A 21,194-nucleotide genomic window follows, 5' to 3' on the forward strand; every position below is an offset into this window, starting at 1 on the left:
ACCCACGCAATGCATCGATTTTATGCGACGTCGTTGTATTGAAGACATCGGCGGATGTGCTAATTTTTGGGTGGGGAGGGGAAATAGGATTTGGCATCAAATATTAGGTCTATTATTTTCTACGCTACCAATTTTTGTCAAAGGCGGATCCTCATCGAAGAGCCTTACGGGCATCGGCGGCGCCGTCGCGGAAATGGACGACGGCCCGCCCGCCCCGGATATCCCGACGAAAGTCCTGGCCGTCCTGCCCGAAGACCTCCGGCGGATCACCGAATCATTCCTCAATCGAAAGGACCGCTGACGCCATGATCTGTAACCTTACGGCAACCTACACCGACCAGTACGAACTCATCATGGGGCAGGCCTACTTTCTGGCCGGGCACAAGGATGAACCCGCCGTTTTCGATTACTTTTTCCGCAAGAATCCCTTCGAAGGCGGATACACGATCTTCGCCGGCCTCCCGGACCTCCTGCAGGTGCTGGAAAGCATCCGTTTCGACAAAGAGGACCTGGATTTTCTCAAGGCGCAGTCTTTACACCCGGACTACCTGGCTTACCTGAAGGACTTCAGGTTTACGGGTTCCGTTTATGCCCCCCGGGAAGGGGATGTGGTCTTCCCGACACGGCCCGTCCTGAGGGTGGAAGGCAACCTGATCGAAACGCAGCTCGTCGAAACGGTGCTCCTCAATATCGTCAATTTTCAGTCGCTGATCGCCACCAAGGCCAGCCGCATGAGGCTCGTAGCCGGGGATCGCGTGCTCATCGATTTTGGGTTGCGCCGCGCGCAGGGTCTGGGAGGCTACCATGCGAGCCGCGCCGCGGTCATCGGCGGGTTCAATGCCACCAGCAACACCCACTCGGCCAGAGACTACAACTTAGAGGTGTCCGGCACCATGGCCCATTCCTACGTGCAGAGCTACGAAAGCGAACTCGAAGCCTTTCGGAGTTTCGCCGCCGCCCGCCCGGACGATTGCGTTTTGCTGGTGGATACCTACAACACGCTGGCAAGCGGCATGCCCAACGCGATCACCGTGGCGAAGGAGATGGAAAATCAAGGCCGCCGCCTGAAGGGCATCCGCCTGGACAGTGGAGACTTGAACTACCTCGCCCATAAAAGCCGTGCCATGCTCGACGAAGCGGGCCTGCATTACGTCAAGATCGCCGCATCCAATCAGCTGGACGAATATGTCATCCGAAGCCTGATCTCCCAAGGGGCGCCAATCGACGTCTTCGGCGTGGGAACCAGCCTGGTCACCGGACGGCCCGATGCGGCGCTGGACGGGGTCTACAAGCTGGCGCAGGCCGGTGGTCGGCCGGTGATCAAGCTCTCGGAAAACATCTCCAAGATCACCCTGCCGAGCCAAAAGCAGGTATGGCGCGCCCTCGACAACCAAGGCTTTTTTGTGGGCGCCGACGTGGTGGGACTCGCCGGCGAGGAACACATCGCCGAAATGCATCACCCTTTTGTTCCGTTTCAGTCCTTCTCCATCGCACCGTATGATACCGAACCGTCGCTTCACCTGGTGATGGAGCGCGGAAAGATCGCCCATGATCCGCCTTCCCTGGCCCAGACGGCGCGGTACGCCAGGGAGCGCCTCGAACGGCTCCCGGCGGAATACAAGCGCTTTGAAAATCCGCACATCTACAAGGTGGGAATCAGCAGCCGGCTCAAAACATTGAGGGACCGCCTGATCGCGGAACATAAAGGATGACGGTCCATCGCGGTTCCCGCCCGCAAGGCTCACTCATCCCGGGCACCTTCGGATCCTTCGTGTCCCCGCCGCATTCAGGGCCCGAAGGACCTTCCGTTTGAGAACGCCGGCGCCGAGCATCACGATGCCGGGGTGCCCTGAGGTCGTCCGCGGGGGACACGGGCGGCCCCGAGTCCTTTCCGTCGTCGGGTCACGGGTCCATGGCATCCTTCCCGCCCAGTCCGTTGGTCTCGAGAAAGGCTTGCACCGTATTGAACGCATTGAAAAACAAGGGGGTGCCAGAAAAGGAGAGGGGACTCACAGGCCCGATGGTCATGAAGGAATATTGCCGGCTCTTGGGATCGAACGCCGAATGAGGGTCACGGAAAAGCTGATAGAGATCGAGAGCCGGCCCCGATGAGCCCACCAATTGCCGAAGCGCCTGGAACTCCTGGCCCAGCGCCAGCCCAAAGCCGAAGAAAAAAATGCGAAGCTGTTGCAGAATCTCCGGGTGCAGGCTCGAAAGCGTTTGACTGATGAAGAGCCACCCCAAGCCGTACTTGCGGGTGGTGCGAGCGGCGTCGATGAGCACGGACCGTACGCCGCGGGCGGCATCGCTATCAACTGAAAGATCGCGGGGGGCCAGCCGGTGCGCCTCGTCGATGATGACCAGGGCGTTGAGGCTTTGACTTTTCCTGTAAAAGTACTCCGCGGTCTGCGCCAGTCCGTCCAGGAGCCGCTTGATCACCAGGGACTGTATCTTGTCGTTCCAGAAAAGGCCTTGCGCCTGCTCCTTGGAAAGATCGATGACGAGGATGGGGCGGTGGGTACGTTCGCTCCCGTCCGGGTTCGCCCGGTGCAGCAACCAGCTGAGAGCCTTGTTGATGCTTTTGGCTCCGGTTCGGTCTTCGCGGAAGAGTTCCGCTACGGGGCCCCAATATTCCTTGAAAAATTCATCGGGATCGGCTTCCTTCAGGGCGGAATCGAATCGTGCCCGCGAGGTTTCGGTGCGATAGAAGACCTTCTGCACCTTATTGTCCCCGAGGAGGCTCCAGGCCGTAGCAAACGACTGCTGAAGATGAAGATCGCTGAGTGGGATTTTCTTTTTGCGAAGCTTGTCCGACAAGATCCCACATGCCAGCTCCCGATTCTCTCCTTTCGGAATGGTCAGCCGCTCAAAGAACAACGACTCGAAAAGAATCTGCTCAAAGAGCTCCCACCGATCGAGAACCAAGTTCCGCACGGTCAAGACCACCTGGCGCTTTCCAAGCTTCCTCGCCACGTCGCCCAGGGGCAATGGAAACTCACCTCCGGTATCTCCCTTCATGTCGCGAGCAAACTCACCCTGAGGATCGATGACGAGAAGCGCCATTTGGGGATAACGCGCATAGGCGAGGAGGATCATCTTGGCCAGAACCGACTTCCCTGATCCCGTCTTTCCGAAAATCCCAAGATGGTAAGCCTCGCCCGCCCCGTCTTTTCCGCGGTCAAAATGCTTGAACCATAATGGAAGCTTCGGCTTGGAACCGTAGACATGGCCCAGGTAAAAGATTTGATCCCTGCAGGGATGAAGGAGTTCATCCAGTACCTCATCCGTCACCAGATGAACGGGTGTTCCGGTGGAAGGCACCGTGCCCAGAATGCTCGGTTCATAGCCGGTCGATCCCCCTTCGCGAAAGACGGCGCTGATCACCATCTGTCCGAGGTGCGTGTCCTGCCGCTCACTCACCGCATCCACCCTTCCCCGTTGTCGGATGAGGCTACGCATGGTGGGGTCCTCATGCCAGATGTTCCTCAGCTTCACTTCGGTGATTTGACCCAGGGCGTAATGGGGGTTCGAATCCTGCAAAAAACGAAACAGCGCCAGTTCTCCCACCAGCTTGCGCGTCACGGCCGACCCTAGAATATCGAGGGTGAGTTCCGCCGTGGAGGACGGTGATCCCAAGACCCCAAGCCGTTCCGTGTCATCGACGATGGTTCCCAGATCCTTGGGCGCCATGAACCTAACTCCCCGAGTCACTCCGGTAACCGTGCAACGCCAGATAGATCTCGCCGATGTCTCCCCTGTATTTTTCGGAAATCCGCTGGGTCGTGACCTGCCGAAACGCGGGAAGCGCTTGGGCCAGCGCCTTCACCATTCTGTCGGCCAGGTAGATCGGGTAAGGTTCGAGCATCGAAGACGTGGCGCACTGATGCTTCAGCCCTTGAACGACGGTGGCGAGCCGGTGGGTATTGACGGCGACGCCTTGACCTACTTCTACGCGCAGCGCGGGCAACCAATCGTGGGGTTTGTAATAGAAAACGTGGATGCGACGGAGTCCCTCGACAATCTCCGCCGCCACTTCCCCCGCACGCTCTTTGACCGAACCCGGCAACCGATCGGTGTTCAGGTGCCAGTCCTGTTCCGGTGGCTGCAGCGGACGCGGAAGCGTCAGCTCGCCGGGCTTGAGCAGCAACGTCAACATGCCGCGGTCGTCGTAACTCGGGGGCCATCCCGCCTCCAGACCGATCTCACGCCGGGTGGAATACTTCGGCAGAGCGATGTATTGCCTGTCGGAACGCTCGCCGTGCAGGATGGCCCGATAGGCAGTCAAATAGTCAAGGCAGTTTTCAATGAAATCGCGCGAACACAGCAGATCGCGGGTGTCCGGAGCCTTGTTGAGGGCCTGGTTGAAGTAGATGACCGGCAGGGTGAGCGTCCCGTCGAGCATCACGAGATCGTGGGGCGCGGCCGTTGCGAGGCACAGCTCTTCCCCGAGCATCAGCGCCCTGAGTACGGTCGCCGTATCGTCCAGGTGGGGCTCGGCGGCCATGAAGGTGCGGTGGTGCGGCCGTTCCCAGTGGCGTTTTTCCGAAGGCGGGGTGAGGCCTTCCACGGCGACAGCCGCGGCGGCGACCAAGTCGGTTGTGAGAAGCCTTTCGATGGCGTAGGACCCATCGGCGCCGCAGGTGGTCGGAAGAGGCGGATAACCCAGGGCTGACTCCGAAACCACAACCCCCGATTGCGCCAGCCGCTCCCTGAGGGTTTCCCGGTCTTGTCTCATTTTCGAAAAATCGGCCAGGAGTTCCTCCGCGACGCCCTCGCATTGGCCGAGGACCGCTTCGACGAGAACGGCTGGCAGATCGCCGAACGGTGCCTGATCCTGCGCCACGATCCCGTCACCCTTTCCTTGGCCACAGCCGATATTGTTCTCTTCTAAATTCGCGATATTCCGGCATCCGGCGGGCCCTCCCGATGAGCCACCTTTCCCTGAACGCTTCCGACAGCTCCCGTGCCCGCCGGTCGTAAAAACGGGGCGCGTTGACGTCTCCTCTCAGGAACCGGACGGCGTCGGGGCTCAAGGGTGCTGCGAAAATTTCCCGGCGAATGCCGTGGTAGATGAAGTCCGCCGATAGGCCGAGTCGCGAAAGGCACTTGCGGATGACTTCGCGCCGGTTCCGAAACCCTCTTCCCCAAGCGCCATGCTTGGCGGTTGGTTGGCAGTGCTTTTCCACATAGGCCCGGATGTCTCCGTAAACACCGTTGGAAAAATGAAAATCCCCCGACCCCCTGGTGAACCCCAGGCGGGTCCAATAGTCTTTGCCGTCGATGCGGATGCGGTTGTAGATGGAAGATCGACCGAGGGCCGAAGTGGTCGTGACCAGCGCAAGATAAGGCGGCCGGGCTTGGTTTCGGATCAAGGATCGTTTGCCGCCGTACTTCTCACGGAATGCTTCCCGGACTTCGTTACTGCAAACGAGTAGAGCCACGAGCTTTCCGCCCAGCAGAAACGAGTAGGGAGGCACGGCACCAAGCACGTAGGCATCCATGACGTGGTAGAGGCGTTGCGCTTTCTGCTCTCGGTCCCATCCGATCCATCGGTCTCGGGCTCGCAAAGAATACACCGGATCGCCCAAGCCGAACAAACCGATGAGCTTGTCGTTGCTTTCATCGAAAACGACAAAGCGGAGCCTTCGGCCGTAGCCCGCTGAAACGGGGACGCTCCAATGCAGGCAGGCGTAGCGAAAGAGGCGTTCGTATTCGGACTTTGGCTCCACGACAACCAGCTTCGGACGCACCGCTTCGGGAACCACCTCTTTCCCGTCGGCGATATATCGGATGAGGCGCTCTTCGTGGGGCCGAATTCCGGGACCGCACACTTCGAGCTTCTTTTCCAGCGCCATTCGATGGAGAGCGCGGAAATCGTCCTTTGTGGCCCCCTCGGGCATGCGGATTTCGCCGTCCCGCACCTCATAGCCCTGCTTTCGAAGCGAGCCGATGATGGCGGCTCTCAATTCATCGGATGACGACACCTTCATTTTACATTTCGCAGTTTCCACGCATCTATTTGGACTGATTTGCCGTGCACAGCCTCTGAACATTACGAGGACGATCCTCTATGAATGCGATTGGAAGTCTGAAAACGACGGTTCAATCGCAAAGGAGACAGGTGATCGACCCCAGCGAGATCGAATTCTATGACGTTTACCACCTTCCCATTGTCAAAACCTATGCCGATCGGATGGATGCAGATCTTTTGCTTCTTGTTCCCAAGCTCCAGGTTGGGAACACAACTGTGCAGAAGCTCCAGCTTCGGTGAGGCCGTTCCCAGGCCAGAGCTTGGGAACGAGGGAAATTCTATTTCCCCTCCCCTTGTGGGAGGGGATTAAGGGGAGGGGAATGTAACTGATTGACATACGTTAATTTTCTCACCCTCACCCCAACCCTCTCCCATCAAGGGAGAGGGGGATTTTTTGACCTTGTTCCCAAGCTGTACCTTCCACCTTGTTCCCAAGCTCCAGCTTGGGAACAAGGTGGAAACGAAGCTGATGCGCTTGCTGCTTCAAGGCCATCTGGATCTACCTCAGAGGGTCACCCTGTATGTCGTTCTAAAAGATCCGCACCCCGATCGGATTGACCTCGTGGACACGATCAACCGTCTGCTACCAAGCAGAATGAACATCGATCCGGGAACCCTGATACTGGCCATAGTGCTCGATGCAGTTTGATGCCGATATCCGCTTTACCGCATAGACAGCTTCTACAGGAACAAGGATATCGAGCTGCTTCTGGGCCGCCCCATTGGTATTGGAAAGCTGACGAACGACAATTTCGGCCGAGCACTAATTACCCTATTCATCACCGACATGACTGCAGAATGTAAGACACAGGACGAGAAAGCTGAAGATTCCGTTCGGGAAAAAGGCCAAGGCACTCTGCTGCAAGTCAATGTGGGAATTTGCTCTCCGGATTACGGAAGATGGACTCAAGGCCTTTTCGCATTTCCACATGAAAATAGTTGCAGCACATCACGACATAATCTTCGCACGACCGTCCATCATAGACGAGCCAGGGGAAGATGCAGCTGGTCCAGAGAACCGCCGACGGTACGGTGCATTGGATCTGTCTTGAAGGGATCTGATGTGTCTTCTCCAGCCGTTTGTGATCGGGATGGTCCGTTATTCCTGCGTCGAAGAGAGCACGGCTTCTTTCCGTCGCCGAAATGTTGAAAGCCGGGGAGAGATAGCGAATACCGCATTCTGCAAAAATATCACGCGCCATGGTTTTTACGTCTTCCAACTGTGAACCGTCATCGAGTTGCTCAGTGTTGCTGCCGTCACAAATGGTGCGAATGCCGCTCTTGTAGCAGAACTTTATGGCGGCAAGCTCCATGGCAATTTTGCATTGCAGGCATTCGTTGGCCATAAACAGTTTCAGCAAGTTTTCCTCGTACCTGGCTCGCCCAGACCGTGCTCCGTGGGGGTCTTCCCATAAGGGGCCGATCTCCTGCCGCAGCACCGCCTCCTGCACTTCTATCTTCTCCTCATGGGGAGCGACCATTTGGTAAATCTCCTCGAAGTTCTCCAGCGAATGCAGTATCTCCTTATCAGGAAAGGCCCGCCTCAAACGCTGAACCCCCTCCTCGACATTTTCACACTTTCTAAAACCGCGCCTGACGAACGTTACCAGGTGGATGCGGTCGTAAAGCGGTATTTGCGACCATGCGGCGTATGTTGAATCCGTGCCTCCGGAAAACATGATTGCAACGACTTTATCCGACATTGTTCATTCTCCTACGATTTCTCCGGCATCACAGCTTGCGAGAGGAAAGTTCGAGTAAGGCGCCTTGTACACAAAACATTCCCCCCAGGCTGCCGAGATGGATCTGGAAACTCGACTTTGGGCAAACCAAGCTGCCTCTGAGATGTTATCCAAGAGCTGGTTGATGAAGTCGAAAACAAATTCGGTGGACTGGGGTTGAGACAACGAGTCGACACAATGAGTACCTGCCGGGTTTTATCAATTATGGCCTGAGCCAGGTTGATATGTTCATTATGGGCCTTTATAATCAATTATTGCCTTTGCGCTTTTTTGACTTTGTCTTTTGATGAGGGGTGTTTCAATTTTTGAGCTCGTCTGTAAAGCTGCTTTGCTTTACGGATATGGTATTTTCCTTGACGCCAGTCGGAAACATCTAATCAGCAACAAATGCGCATTACCAAGGTGATCATTTTTCGGATGGCATCGAAGAGCAGATTAATATCCGTTGGATAATGGACATCGGTTTTAGTAACAACTGAACCCTTCCCAGATACGCGCCCCTGCGGGCGTTCTCCAGCAATTGGGGTTCATGGGCGGGTTGCCCCAGCCGCTCCCAATGGGAGCGTACACTAATAGCTGATGCCCGCAGTTGCGAATTGCATCCACGTAACGCCGCTTCTCTTCCGGGTTGGCTAGCCTATTGCTGCTCGCGATGTAGGCGTCACATGCCTGGACCACGGCCTCAAGGGAGTATTGCTTGCCAGGTTCGAAATTGTGCCACGGCATATAATCTTCTCCTTATGTGCCAGACCACCTACCGGGTGACAACACATAACATATTAGCAATTCTCGGAGTCCCTGTAAACAACCCCCGACTAAAGTCGAGGGCTTGCTTGGCGCATGTTCTGTGATACAAAAGCAAGGAGGAAGCGGTGCCGCTGAATCTCACCGATCTCAAAAAAGAGGCCATGGTCTCTGGTCTTCGGCCCGGGGGGCCGGTGCGCATCATCGATGTGCGCTGGCACCGAAGCGACGTAGTGGAGGTGGTCTTTCGGGACGCGGCTGGAAACGTGAATCAGCAGCTCCTCTTTCGCGACGACGAGCCTCGCCTGAGCCTGGAAGCCTCGGGACAGTCCTGGGCCTTTGATACCGATGGTGAGATGTTCCGCCTGGCCTCGGAAGCCCATCGCATTCGGCTGGCCCACCTGTTCGATCCCTACCTGGCCGTGCACACGTCTCTGGTGGAGCCCCTGCCGCATCAGATCACGGCCGTTTACGGCGAGATGCTGTCGCGCCAGCCCCTTCGGTACCTGCTGGCCGACGACCCGGAGGTCCAGATCCTGGTAGCCACCGATGCCGCAGGCGAAGGGGTGAACCTGCAGCGCGCCCACCTCATGGTCAATTACGACCTTCCCTGGAACCCCAACCGCATCGAGCAACGCTTCGGGCGTATTCACCGCATCGGCCAGACGGAAGTGTGTCATCTCTGGAACCTGGTGGCGGAAGAAACCCGGGAAGGCGACGTCTATCTCACGCTGCTCCGTAAACTCGAAGTGGAGCGCGAAGCTCTGGGCGGCGCCGTCTTCTACGTACTAGGAAAGGCCGTAAGCGGCATGGCCTTAAGGGAGCTTCTCATCGAAGCCATCCGCTACGTGGAGTGTTCCGAGGTGCGGGCGCGTCTGACCCAAAAGGTGGAAACGGCTCTGGACCGAAAGCATCTGCAGGATCTCCTGGAAGAACGCTCCCTCGCCCGCGACGTGATGGAAATCCGACGGGAGATGGAGCGGGCCCAGGCGCGTCGCCTGCAGCCGCACTTCATTGAAACCTTTTTTCTGGAAGCCTTTCGACGCCTGGGCGGAACCATTGTGGAGCGGGAACCGCGCCGTTACGAAATACGCCATGTGCCCGCCCTCGTCCGCCGCCGGGATCACCGAATAGGCCGAGGCGAAACGGTGCTCCCTCGCTACGAACGGATCTGCTTCGAAAAGGAAAAGGTGCACGTACCGGGAAAACCCTTGGCCGCCTTCGTCTGCCCCGGCCACCCGCTCCTGGACGCCGTGATCGACCTCATCCTGGAACGGGATCGGCACCTGCTCAAGAAGGGCGCCTTCTTCGTGGACGAAAGCGATGCTGGACACGATCTTCGCACCCTCTTTTATCTGGAGCACGCCGTCAGGAACGGCCGGAAAGACGCCACGGGAGCCCGCCGGATCATCTCGCAGCGGCTCCAGTTTGTGGAAGCGGATGCGACCGGCCGTTTCCGGCGGACCGGCATGGCCCCGTACTTGGATTACCGGCCGCTGACCGACGAGGAGCGCAGCGTTCTGGAATGTCACGTGGAAACCCGCAATTGGCTGGAGCGCGACCTGGAATCGCAAGCGGCCTCCTATGCCGTGCGCACTCTGGTGCCCGAGCATTTCCGGGAGGTGCAGGCCCGTACCGAAGAGCGGGTTCACAAAACGGCCGCCGCCGTCAAGGAGCGACTCACCAAGGAGATCACCTACTGGGATCACCGGGCGGAGGAACTCCGGTTGCAGGAAGCCGCCGGCAAGGTGAACGCACGCATTAACGCCGCCAAGGCCCGAAACATCGCCGATGAACTCGCCCAGCGGTTGCAGCGCCGCCTGGCCGAACTGGAGGAAGAACGAAACATCTCGGCGCTGCCTCCCGTGGTGGTGGGCGGAGCGATCATCGTGCCTCGGGGCCTGCTGGATCGGCTGCAGGGAAAGCCCCGGCCGGAACCGGACCTGGACGGCGATCTTCGCGTCCTGGTGGAGCGCATCGCCATGGAGGCCGTCTTGGCCAGAGAACGCGCTCTGGGCTTCGAGCCCCGGGACGTGAGCGACCTTAAGGTGGGCTACGATGTTGAATCGGCTGTACCCGGAACCGGAAAACTCCGCTTCATCGAAGTGAAGGGCCGGGTGGAAGGGGCCGACACCATCACGGTCACCAAGAACGAGATCCTCACGGCCCTGAACAAACCGGAAGACTACTTCCTGGCCGTGGTCCTCGTGAGCCGGGATCGGCTGCACCAAACGGCCGCTTCCGGAAGCCTCGCCGACGTGCCGGTGGCCCAGGAAGGCCAAACACCGCTCAAACCGACTTCCGACGGCCTGCGCCTCCATTACTTGGCGAATCCCTTCCAGCGGGAACCGGACTTCGCGGCCACCAGTGTAACGTACGATTTGAAGCAACTGATCGGGTAACGGGTAAGAAGAAAGAGTGGGAGGCAAGGAAACGTTCAAGTCGTCCTTTCTCCTTCCCTCCTTCCTCATCCAGAGGCATAATCGGTAGAGAACTCCTGGAGGGAACTTATGTCCACCAAAACCCGCAAACTCAACTTCAGTATCGACGAAGACCTCTGCCGTGCCTTGGAGGAACTCGTTCCCTCGGGGCAACGCAGCCGGGTCGTCAACGAGGCGCTTCGCCGGGAGCTGGACCGGATCCGCCGCCAACGGGCGGTGGAGGAACTCAAGGCCGCTCCCAGGCCTCCGGCGTCTTTGACCAACGACGAGATTGTTTCGTCTCTGGCCCGCGACCGCGCTTCCCACTAAAGGACCTGTCGTGCCGGTGCCGCGCATGGTAGTGGATGCTTCGGTCATCCTCAAATGGGTGCTGGGATCGGACCGCGAACCCGATCACGGGTGCGCCCTGCGCATCCTGGACGACTGGGCGGCGGGCCGCATCGAACTGACGGTTCCATCCCTGTGGGAATACGAGGTGGGAAATATTTTGGGCCGGGAGATTCCCCACCAGGCTTTGCGGAAGATGAAGTTGCTGCGCAATCTGCGCATGATCAACGAGCCCCTGAACGAGGAGATGATCGGGCTCTGTTTTCAGTGGATGGAGCAGGCGGCGGTCACCTTCTACGATGCCTCTTACCTGGCCGTCGCTGTGGTCCTCGACGGGCGGCTTGTAACCGCCGATCGCCGCTTTGCCCAACGCATGGCACGTCCCGACCGCATTCTGCTTGTTTCCGACTATGGAAAGGAAGGCTGAAATCCCATGAACGGCAAGAAGATACTCATCGAAACGGCGCTCCCCCTGGATGCCGTCAATCGAGAGTCGGCTCGGGAAAAGTCCATCCGCCACGGGCACCCGAGCACCCTGCATCTGTGGTGGGCCCGGCGCCCTCTGGCTGCTTGCCGGGCGGTGCTCTTTGCGCAGTTGGTGGATGACCCGTCCGCCCATCCCGACAAGTTTCCCACCCAGGAGGACCAGCGCTGGGAAAGGGAACGTATCTTCGGCATCATGGAAGACCTGGTCAAGTGGGAGAACATCAATATCGGAGTGGCACTTCTGGTCTCCCGTGATGCTCAGCTTCCCCTTTTCTACCGGGAATACGAGGGAAACCGACATGATTCCAAACAGTTCAACATGATCCTCACCGAAATGATCGCCCGCATGAATGAGTCTTCCGGGAACGAAGAGGGCGGACTGACCCTGGTCTTTGACAAGGGGATGAACTCGGAGGAGAACATCGCCCTCATTGACTCCACCGCCAGGGTGCATTTCATCACCACCTACTCTCCCTGTTGCGAGCGAACATGCGAGCCTCCCCTTAGGACACTCACAAATTAGCTCACTCAGGAACACATCCCAAGGGCAAAACGATCATTCTATGACACTACAGAATGAGGCATTTGCCAGGCATGCCCTAGCACCCATGCGGATTTGCGGGATGTGACCAGGTGGTCACTGTAAAACTTGAGGCTAACGGTTGGTTTCAGCGGCAGCGGCGGGAGGGGCAAGACTCTTTCGCCTAAAACCAACTCGGGTGGCTCGCGGCGCGTACCTGAAGCGGCGAAGCCGCTGTCCGCTGCAAACGGTGTTGGCACGCTTTTGACCTTAAGACTCACGTGCCAACTTGAGAATACGCTCTTTCATTTCAGCAGAAATCCACATACCCACATCGCTCATTTTCAATACATACGGCTGGACTTTCTCGATAATGCCATGAGATTTTGCTTCCAATAAAACCTTCAGTGTTCCCCAAACTTGCAAGCCTGCGACCTGTGCAGTTCGACGAGCAAGCATATCATCAAGCAAAACGATCCTATCTGGATTTTCCAGTGCCAGAGCCATCGCCGCAATTTCGCCTACGCCCAAATCCAAAGCAAGCCATTCTGACGGGGTAGATTCTGGATTGACAACATTCAGCCACGAATAGTCATCTGGATTGGGAACATCGTAACCTTTGCTTCTTCCTGCCTGCAATTCATTTTTGACGGCTTCGGGCATCCAAACTTCATCGAACAATTGGGGAAGCCACTCAAGACCACCAATGCGAAATAGGTAAAGGAGCGGCGAAGTATTGCTGACAGCTTTAAGCATGGGCGCTTTCTAAATCGTCAAGTTCTGCGACAAACGGAAACACCTTATAGCGATTCAAACTGAGCAAAAACTCAACTCTGGACATTCCCGCCAATTCAGCAGCTCGCCCAGAGGAAAGCCTGCCCATTTCATACAACTTGACAGCCGCCAACATGCGGATTTCACGCCCAAACGACTCGGCGTCCGTCTTTTCGGCAAGAAGCACCTTGTCTGGGATCTCAATCGTAATTTGTTGGAGAGCCATATTTACTCCTTCTGTCCACCAGTAATTTTACTTCGCTTCAACTGCTTTTTTCATAAAGAATCTTATTTCGCAAGGGGCGTGCCAACGACCAAGCTCAGCAGCAGCGGCGGGGGCTGCTGACGCTTCGAACTCTCAAAGGCGGTCAGGCCCCCGCCGTCTGCTGCAGCGACTGGTTCGGCGGAGGATTCTTCAACCAGTGAACCACTTCACTGAGTACCTCCGCTGGACCTTGCTCGCCCCTCCGTTCCTTCTGCGCGTTTTGACCCGGCGCGGACCAGTAGCTGCCGTAGAAGTCCGAACCCACGATTGTCAGCCGCTCACCGCGCGCGAACCTCCCCGACGTCATCGCCGCCGGCACGATCTCGTCCGCCAGCGAAAAGCACTCCCGGATCTTGGACCCGGCTGCTTCGGCATCCATGTACACGCCACCCCAGCCCAAGTGCAGGAACAGGTGCAAAGGGCCAGGTACAAGGTAATACTGAATCGCGTAGGAGTTGATACCGTGCCCTGAATGGGCAAGCACGACGTACTCCGCAGGAGCCTGATCGTCCTGCTGGACGTAATGCTGGAAGTTGTAAGGCGACATCTTCAACTCGCGCGTGGAAAAAAGCCACTTGCCCTGTTCCTTCAACCCGGCAGCAAGCTGCTCGGGAACCTTCGGAAAGGCCAAGCCCGCTTCCTGGAAAAGACCCCGAGCTTTTTCAAGGACGCTCATCGGCACACCTCCTTCTGCCATTGCCATCCGCCTAACAAGTAATTGTACAGTTTCCGGTGAACTCCAGGGCCTATGATCCGGCGGTAGCAATGATTTTGACGCAGGTCTTGAAGCCGCGGGTCGCCAGTTGCCCTTTTCCAGCTTTAACTGACCATCTCGACAGTCCGAAGTTTTACCGCCTTCAGGCGGCCAGCGACATCCAGTCTTGCTGATCGCCGCGGTTCTTTGACATAATTATTGTATAAATCGCGTCATTGCTGAAAGCGCGAAAATTCTGGAAGTATTCCTGTTGGACCACCGACTGGACGACCTCTTCGGAAGGGATGGCCGAGCTGACGGTCCGCAGCCATCCCGTGTATCGTTGCCAGATCCTTTTGTGACAGGTCAGCGCCAGAATTTGAAGAATCCCGTTGGCGATGCAGCCGAAGTTGACGAAGGCCTCGACGGCGTTGGTCGTTTCCGCAATCAACCGTTTTCTCCGGTCGTCGTCGACGGTTGAAAGATCGCTGTTGGTGGCCTTGCCAATTCGTGGCCAAGCAGTCGTCCAGAATCGGTAGAAAAAGGCGCCTATCAAGTGGTTGAGGACCTTGAAGCTTACCTCGATCTTGAACCGATAACTGTAGGCCAGGATCATGTCCCGGGCTCCGAGGGTCAAATCCGAGGCCATCAGGATGAACCGCTCGTCTCCATCGGCGACCAATACAAAACGCTGTTTTTCGCCGATCGGTTTCCAGAGCAGGTCCAGAGTCAGAACCGCCACGTCTTTGACCTGTCCGTACAGCTCGATGCGCTCCTGTTCAAAGGACCCCCGGCGCTTTTCAAACAGTTCGATCAGGGCAAGCTTTTCACCATATTGCCTCCGCCGGCCGGCGGCATCGCGCACAGTCTTGACTCAACTTTTACAGTGACCACCTGGTCACATCCCGCAAATCCGCATGGATGCTGGGGCATGTCTGGAAAATGCCTCATTCTATAGTGCCATAGAATGATGGTTTTACCCTTACAATATGTTCCTGCGTGAGCTACTTTGCGAGTGTCCTAAGGGCATGCTCGCATGTTCGCTCGCATCAAGAAGTCCGGTAAGTATGACTACCTGCAAATCGTTGAAAACCAGAGGGTTAACTCCAAGGTCACCCAGCGCGTGATTGCAACCGTTGGGCGTATGGACAAACTGAGTGCCAAAGGCGAGGTCGAGACCCTCATCCGCTCCCTTTCCCGTTTCAGCGAGAAAGCTTTGCTGGTCCTTTCCGGGAAGAGCGATATCCAGTGTGAGGCAAAGACGATCGGCCCCGCCATCATCTTTGAACGGCTCTGGTGTGAGTTGGGAATTCAACAGGTGATCAAAGACCTGCTCCATGTAACCCGGCTTTCCTGTTCGATGTGCAACGAGCCATCTTCCTCACCGTGTTGCAAAGGACAGCGTCCATATCGATCTCGACAAGGTCAAGGAGGAGGAGAGGTTCGATGGGAAGTGGGTCCTCATCACCAACACCAACTGGTCTTCGGATCGGGTGGCCCTTAAGTACAAGGAACTCTGGCAGGTAGAGCACTCCTTTTAGCACGCAGTAAATCTGTCAAAATTTTATCCCCGCCATGGTGAAAAGCGGGGTTTTCGTTCTGGCACTAGATATTTTGAACTAAGGCCTCGCCCTATGCTTCGGACTTGAAGTGTTTTGGAGGAGACTCCACGATTTTTGGATTTTTTCGAGGCATCGCCCGCTTTTGATTCCCGAAAGAACAGACCCATGACGCCCTGATCGCCAAACCAGACAATGCTAGGAATTTTTCCTAACGGACAATTTACTTCGATATATTTTGGCGTACCAAAGAGCTAGGGTCATCCTGAGCTTGCCACCCGCCGCCCAGGGCTCGGTACAGGCTAATGACGGCGAGAAACTCGTTCGCTCGATCCTGGGTTAACCGCAGCTCGGATTCAAACAACTGCCGATCGGAATCCAGCACCTCCAGGTAAGTGGTAGCTCCGCCATAAAAGCGTTGATTGGCCAGTTCGGTTTGGCGGCTCAAAGCCCGGACCTGTTTTTCTGATTCAAGGGCCACCTCTTTAAGCATCCGAACCGCTACCAAGGCATCGGAGACCTCCTGGAAGGCTTGCTGAATGGACTTTTTATAAGCAAGCAGGGCCTCCTGCTTCTGAGCTTCGGCGGCCCGGACGCCGCCTCGCAGTCGTCCCCCCTGGAAGATAGGCTGGGTGAGGCCGGGAGAAACCACATCCCAGAAACTGGCCGGCCCGGTGAACAGTCTTTTCAAGGCCGCGGATTCCCAACCCGAGACCCCGGTAATCCGGATGTTGGGGAAAAGCAAGGCCTTGGCCTCGCCGACGCGGGCATTGGCTGCCACCAGGCTCTGTTCCGCACAGCGGATATCGGGGCGCCGCTCCAATAGGGCCGAAGTTAATCCTGGGGGTATGGTGACGGTTAAGTCCTGGTCCAGCAAAGATTTGCCCCTGTTGATGGGTCCGGGGTTACGCCCTAACAAGACGCTGATCTGGTTTTCTTTCTGTTCGATGGCTCGTTTCAGATCGGGAACCACGGCCCGGGCCCCATAGAGCAGGTTTTCGGTCATGAGCACCGGGGTCAGAGGATCCCAGCCATGATCGAATCGCGCCTTTTGCAATTTGAGAGAGTTTTCCCGGACTTTTACGGTGCGGAGGCTGATCTCGAGTTGCTCGTCCAGGGTCCGGAGTTCGATATAGGCTCGGGCCAGATCGGTCACCAGGGTCTGGATGACAAATTTGCGGTTCTCTTCAGAGGCGAAAAACTCGGCCCGAGCGGCCTCGGTAGCCCGCCGGAGGCGCCCGAAAAAATCCAGTTCCCAGGTCAGGTCACCGAAAATCAAGCCAACGAGGCGCTCCGTGCGGGGAACCTCGGGAGTAAACCCCCGTTCCGAGGTCCGGATGCTCTCCAGATGGCTGTTGAAGTTCAACGCGGGGAACAGAAAGGACCTCTGGATGATCACCTGTTCCCGTGCCTGGAGGACTCGTTGGGCCGCAATCTGTACGTCGTAATTTTCCTCAAGGGCTATCTTGATCAGCTCTTGAAGCTTGTCGTCCTTGAAAACCTCAAACCATTTCAAGTCTCCGAAAGAGGTCTGAGCCGGTAGCGCGGGGATATCCGATCCCTGGCCCCGGAAATTGTCGGGTACCGGATAGGCGGGCCGCTGGTAATCCGGGCCGACGGCGCAGCTGTAAATCAGCAAGACGGTCAGCAGGATGGTCACGGAAGTCCTCATGACAGTTCTCCTTGGCAGCTGAATCTACTCACGCCATGGTTCCCAAGGTTTTACGGAAGCGGGCGAGAGACAGGCCGAACAGGATGGCGCCGATGAACGCCAGGGCCAAGAACTGCGGCCAGACAATATCCAGGCCTGCGCCGCGATAGAGGATGCCCTGGGCGAGCATGACGAAATGCGTGTTGGGTGCGGCCAGCATCACGTGTTGCACAAAGTCGGGCATACTCTCCCTGGGGGTCCGACCGCCTGAGAGTGTCTGCAGCGGCAGCAAGACCAGCATCATCAGCAGGCCGAACTGTGGCATCGAGCGGGTGATCGTGCCAAAAAAAATCCCCATGGAGGTGGTAGCGAACAGATGCAGTGCGGTGCCGACCAGAAAAAGTAGCAGTGAGCCGGCGATAGGTGTTGACAAGAACCCCTGGACGACGACGGTGAGCGAAAGGGCTGAGGCGACCAGCACCACCAAGCCCATGGTCCAGACTTTGCTCATCATGATCTCCAAGGGTGTGACCGGCATCACCAGCAGATGCTCGATAGTGCCGTGCTCGCGTTCGCGGATCAGCGCAGCGCCGGTGAGGATGATGGAGAGCATGGTGACCTGGTTGATCACCGCAATGACTGCGTTAAACCAGATTTTGTTGAGGTTGGGGTTGAACTTGACCCGCAGTTCGAGATCGACCGGCAACGCGGCCAATCTGCGGTACCTCTGGACAAAGGCGTTGATCTCGCCGCTGACAATGGATTGGATGTACCCGCTGCCGGTAAAGGCCTGGCTCATCCGGGTGGCATCGACATTGAGCTGAATCCGGGGCTGGCGGCCGGCCAGCACATCCCGCTGGAAGTTCGGAGGAATGTCGAGGGTGAACGTGTAACGGCCGTCGTCCATGCCGGCATCCATCTCAGACCAGGAGATCATCGCCGGGGGCAGGAAATAAGGTGGATAGAAGGCCGCCACAATCCGGGTGGACAGGGGCGACTGGTCCTCATCAACAATGGCGATGGGTGCCTTGTTGAGCGTTTCCGGCATGGCCCGGGCCTGAGAATATATCGACAAGGAAAAGGAGTAAATAATCAGCATCAGCATGATCGGGTCACGGCGGAGGCTGCGCAGTTCCTTGATTCCCAGGTGCAGAATATTGGCCAAGCGCACGTCAACGTTCCTGTTTCCTGAGTAGAACGGTGCTCAGAAAGATCAACACCGGGACCGCAATCGCAAGCGGTATGAACGAGGCGTATAAATCGGGCAGATGGAGCGCCTTGGAAAAGGTGCCGCGGGCAATGGTCAAAAAATGGGTAGTGGGATAGATTCTGCCGAACAGGGCCCCTGCCCCTTCCAGGGACGATACCGGATCGATCACCCCGGAAAATTGCACCGCGGGTATGATGGTGAAAATGGCAGTGCCGAACAAGGCCGCGATCTGACTGCGCATAAAGGTTGAGACCAATAGGCCGATAGCGGTGGAGGCCATGACATATAGCACGGCCCCGGCCGTCAGGGTGAAAAAGCCGCCCTTCAGGGGGACGCCGAAAACGGTGACCGCGAGCAGCACCAGCAGCAAAAAATTAAGTATGGCCAGCGCCACATAAGGAACCTGCTTGCCGAGCAGGAACTCCAGGCGGGTTACCGGCGTGACGTACAGATTGACGATGGAACCCAACTCTTTCTCGCGTACGACGGAAAGGGCGGTCAAAATAGCCGGAATCAGCATCAACAGCAGCGGTATGACCGCCGGCACCATGGCCACCAGGCTCTTGATATCCGGGTTGTAGCGATAACGGATTTCGATCTCGGCCAGGCCTGTCACCGCATTGGAACCCAGGATTTCGGGGGCGCGATGGTTCAGCCAGTGGGCATGCATGCCCTGCACATAGCCGCGCACGGTCTCGGCCCGCTGCGGCATGGCGCCGTCGATCCAGGCCCCCACTGCCACCTGCCGGCCCCGAACGAGGTTGCGAGCGAATCCGGGCGGGATCTCGATAGCCAGGCTGATCTCGCCGGCCCGCATCCGCCGTTCCAGGTCATCATAGTCGGTGATGGGCGGTTTTTCGACGAAATAATAACGCGATCCCGCCAAGTTGAGCGTATAGTCGCGGCTGATGGTGGTCTGGTCGCGGTCGAGCACCGCGAAAGGCAGATCCTCGACATCCAGGCTGATACCGTAGCCCAGCACAAACATCAAAAGGACGCTGCCCAGCAGGGCCAGAGTCAGCCGGATGGGATCCCGGCGCAATTCCAGCGCCTCGCGCCTGGTGTAGCTGAAAAGGCGGCGCGGATCCAGCCACCGGCGCGTGCTTGAGGCAACATCATGCTCAGGCTGGAGGGGAGGTGCTACGGAGGGAGCGAGTGGAGACGATGCGGATGGCGGGGATACTGGATCCTCGGCTGCAGCTTCTTCCAGATAGGCGATGAAGGCCTCGTCCAGCGTTTGTGCGCCGCGCTGCGCCTTCAGCCGTGCCGGCGTGTCGCTCACCAGCACCCGTCCCGCATGCATCAAGGAGATACGGTCGCAGCGCTCAGCCTCGTTCATGAAGTGGGTCGAGATGAAGATGGTGACTTGGTCACGCCGCGCCAGGTCGATCATGATCTGCCAGAAGGCATCGCGCGCCACCGGATCTACTCCTGAGGTCGGCTCATCCAGGATCAGCATCTCCGGGCCGTGGATCATGGCGACGGCCAGCGACAGGCGCTGGCGGATGCCCAGAGGCAAGGCGTCAGGCAGGGCATCCATGACCTCCGTCAGGTCGAAGCGTTCGGACATCTCGCGTATCCGGTCCGGAATCCTTTCCTCGGGAAGGCGGAAGAGCCGGGCGTGCAGCTCCAGGTTCTGCCGGACCGTGAGCTCCGTGTACAGCGAAAAGGACTGGGACATGTAGCCCACCCGGCGGCGGGTGTTGAGATCGTGCGGATCCACAGGGCGGCCGAACAGCCAGGCCTCTCCCTCGCTGGGAGGCAACAGGCCGGTGAGCATCTTCATGGTCGTGGTCTTGCCGCAACCATTGGAGCCTAGGAAGCCGAAGATCTCGCCACGATAGATTTGGAAGCTCACATGATCCACAGCGACAAAATCGCCGAAGCGCATGGTGAGGTCGTGGGCCTTGATGGCGACCTCAGCAGTCGCGGTCTCTTCACGCGGAGTGATCTGTACCGGTCGGTAACCTTCGCGATCTTCCGGCGGCAGAAGGGCGATAAAGGCCTCTTCCAGCGTGGCAGAGCCGGTCTGGCGGAGCAGTTCCTGCGGAGTGCCGGTGGCCAGCACCCGGCCAGAGTTCATCGCCACCAGCCAATCGAAGCGCAGGGCTTCCTCCATATAGGCCGTGGCAACCAGCACGCTCATGCCGCGCCGATCAGTACGAAGCCGACCGATGAGCTCCCAGAACTGACGGCGCGATAACGGATCCACCCCGGTGGTGGGCTCATCGAGGATCAAGAGGTCAGGGTCGTGGATCAGAGCGCAGCACAGCCCGAGTTTCTGCTTCATGCCTCCCGAGAGCTTTCCGGCGAGGCGCCCTGAAAAAGGGGCCAGGCCGGTGGCTTCCAGTAGATCGGCGATGCGCCGCTCCTTTTCACCCGGCTCCTGGCCGAACAGGCGAGCGAAAAAATCGACGTTTTCAAACACTGAAAGGGTATGATAAAGGTTTTTACCCAGCCCCTGAGGCATGTAGGCCACGCGCGGGCAGATCAAGCGGCGATGCTCCGCCTCGGCCATATCGCCGCCCAGGACCTCAATCCAACCCTTCTGAATAGCCCGGGCCCCGGCAATCAGCGCAAGCAAACTGGACTTGCCCACCCCATCCGGGCCGATCAGACCGACCATTTTCCCGGCCGGTATGTCCAGATTGACCGCTTCTAGTGCGTGCGTTTTGCCGTAACGGAGGCTGACCTCCGACAAACGCGCCACCGGCGCGGGACCTGCGTTGCCGGCCCCCGTGTCCGGCATG

General features: G+C 57.8%; 15 protein-coding genes and 4 pseudogenes. 8 read left to right on the top strand and 11 right to left on the bottom strand.

Features of this window, described 5'->3' with window-relative positions:
* Positions 1-308: 308 nt before the first annotated feature.
* Positions 309-1,712 carry a nicotinate phosphoribosyltransferase gene (locus FDQ92_RS06800; RefSeq protein ID WP_137425743.1) on the top strand — a complete coding sequence of 468 codons (1,404 nt, stop codon included), beginning with the start codon at positions 309-311 and terminating at the stop codon, positions 1,710-1,712.
* 190 nt (positions 1,713-1,902) lie between these two features.
* Here the strand turns inward: FDQ92_RS06800 and FDQ92_RS06805 are convergent, their stop codons facing one another.
* From FDQ92_RS06805 to FDQ92_RS06815, 3 genes are read right to left on the bottom strand one after another with little or no spacing between them, the layout of a single operon-like run.
* Complete coding sequence (locus FDQ92_RS06805; protein ID WP_137423879.1) at positions 1,903-3,690, bottom strand: ATP-binding protein; 1,788 nt, start codon at positions 3,688-3,690, stop codon at positions 1,903-1,905.
* Between the two features lie 4 nt (positions 3,691-3,694).
* Entirely contained in the window at positions 3,695-4,843 is a 1,149-nt protein-coding gene (locus FDQ92_RS06810; protein ID WP_137423880.1) for a DNA double-strand break repair nuclease NurA, read from the bottom strand.
* A gap of 7 nt (positions 4,844-4,850) precedes the next feature.
* Positions 4,851-5,990 carry a Druantia anti-phage system protein DruA gene (locus FDQ92_RS06815; RefSeq protein WP_137423881.1) on the bottom strand — a complete coding sequence of 380 codons (1,140 nt, stop codon included), beginning with the start codon at positions 5,988-5,990 and terminating at the stop codon, positions 4,851-4,853.
* 80 nt (positions 5,991-6,070) lie between these two features.
* Between FDQ92_RS06815 and FDQ92_RS06820 the strand changes: the two genes are divergently transcribed.
* Together FDQ92_RS06820 and FDQ92_RS16455 are read left to right on the top strand one after the other, a co-directional pair.
* Complete coding sequence (locus tag FDQ92_RS06820; protein ID WP_137423882.1) at positions 6,071-6,271, top strand: hypothetical protein; 201 nt, start codon at positions 6,071-6,073, stop codon at positions 6,269-6,271.
* 304 nt (positions 6,272-6,575) lie between these two features.
* Positions 6,576-6,809 (top strand): annotated as a pseudogene (locus FDQ92_RS16455) (DUF4277 domain-containing protein); the annotation flags it as partial.
* Between the two features lie 88 nt (positions 6,810-6,897).
* Here the strand turns inward: FDQ92_RS16455 and FDQ92_RS06830 are convergent.
* Positions 6,898-7,734, bottom strand: coding sequence for an adenine nucleotide alpha hydrolase family protein (locus FDQ92_RS06830; protein ID WP_137423884.1), 837 nt, complete (start codon positions 7,732-7,734; stop codon positions 6,898-6,900).
* A 1,196-nt stretch (positions 7,735-8,930) separates the two neighbouring features.
* Between FDQ92_RS06830 and FDQ92_RS06835 the strand changes: the two are divergent.
* The 4 genes and pseudogenes from FDQ92_RS06835 to FDQ92_RS16195 all read left to right on the top strand — a co-directional run.
* Positions 8,931-10,919: pseudogene (locus FDQ92_RS06835) on the top strand (protein NO VEIN domain-containing protein); the annotation flags it as partial.
* A 108-nt stretch (positions 10,920-11,027) separates the two neighbouring features.
* A complete protein-coding gene (locus tag FDQ92_RS06840) occupies positions 11,028-11,267 on the top strand; it encodes a hypothetical protein (RefSeq protein ID WP_137423885.1) in 240 nt (79 codons plus the stop codon).
* Positions 11,268-11,277: 10 nt separating this feature from the next.
* Complete coding sequence (locus tag FDQ92_RS06845; RefSeq protein ID WP_137423886.1) at positions 11,278-11,712, top strand: type II toxin-antitoxin system VapC family toxin; 435 nt, start codon at positions 11,278-11,280, stop codon at positions 11,710-11,712.
* A gap of 6 nt (positions 11,713-11,718) precedes the next feature.
* Positions 11,719-11,997: pseudogene (locus FDQ92_RS16195) on the top strand (DUF1156 domain-containing protein); the annotation flags it as partial.
* Between the two features lie 564 nt (positions 11,998-12,561).
* Here FDQ92_RS16195 and FDQ92_RS06855 read toward each other — a convergent pair.
* The 4 genes from FDQ92_RS06855 to FDQ92_RS06870 form a co-directional block, all read right to left on the bottom strand.
* A complete protein-coding gene (locus tag FDQ92_RS06855; protein ID WP_137423887.1) occupies positions 12,562-13,047 on the bottom strand; it encodes a PIN domain-containing protein in 486 nt (161 codons plus the stop codon).
* On the bottom strand, positions 13,040-13,291 hold the full coding sequence (locus FDQ92_RS06860; RefSeq protein WP_137423888.1) for a UPF0175 family protein: 252 nt from the start codon (positions 13,289-13,291) through the stop codon (positions 13,040-13,042). Before FDQ92_RS06860 ends, FDQ92_RS06855 begins: the two co-directional genes overlap by 8 nt.
* Positions 13,292-13,433: 142 nt before the next feature.
* A complete protein-coding gene (locus tag FDQ92_RS06865) occupies positions 13,434-14,006 on the bottom strand; it encodes a hypothetical protein (protein ID WP_137423889.1) in 573 nt (190 codons plus the stop codon).
* Between the two features lie 181 nt (positions 14,007-14,187).
* A complete protein-coding gene (locus tag FDQ92_RS06870) occupies positions 14,188-14,889 on the bottom strand; it encodes a hypothetical protein (protein WP_137423890.1) in 702 nt (233 codons plus the stop codon).
* Between the two features lie 171 nt (positions 14,890-15,060).
* Here FDQ92_RS06870 and FDQ92_RS16460 point away from each other — a divergent pair.
* Positions 15,061-15,422, top strand: a pseudogene (locus tag FDQ92_RS16460) (IS1634 family transposase); the annotation flags it as partial.
* A 384-nt stretch (positions 15,423-15,806) separates the two neighbouring features.
* Here FDQ92_RS16460 and FDQ92_RS06880 read toward each other — a convergent pair.
* Genes FDQ92_RS06880 through rbbA form a run of 3 tightly spaced genes read right to left on the bottom strand, consistent with a single transcriptional unit; the run spans position 15,807 to position 21,193 of the window.
* Positions 15,807-17,255 (bottom strand): efflux transporter outer membrane subunit, encoded by a 1,449-nt coding sequence (locus FDQ92_RS06880; RefSeq protein WP_137423892.1) that lies wholly within the window; start codon positions 17,253-17,255, stop codon positions 15,807-15,809.
* Positions 17,256-17,283: 28 nt separating this feature from the next.
* Positions 17,284-18,405 (bottom strand): ABC transporter permease, encoded by a 1,122-nt coding sequence (locus tag FDQ92_RS06885; protein WP_137423893.1) that lies wholly within the window; start codon positions 18,403-18,405, stop codon positions 17,284-17,286.
* 1 nt (position 18,406) lies between these two features.
* A complete protein-coding gene (gene rbbA, locus FDQ92_RS06890) occupies positions 18,407-21,193 on the bottom strand; it encodes a ribosome-associated ATPase/putative transporter RbbA (RefSeq protein ID WP_137425745.1) in 2,787 nt (928 codons plus the stop codon).
* Position 21,194 lies beyond the last annotated feature (1 nt).

Source organism: Desulfoglaeba alkanexedens ALDC (assembly GCF_005377625.1).
GTDB classification, from domain to species: domain Bacteria; phylum Desulfobacterota; class Syntrophobacteria; order Syntrophobacterales; family DSM-9756; genus Desulfoglaeba; species Desulfoglaeba alkanexedens.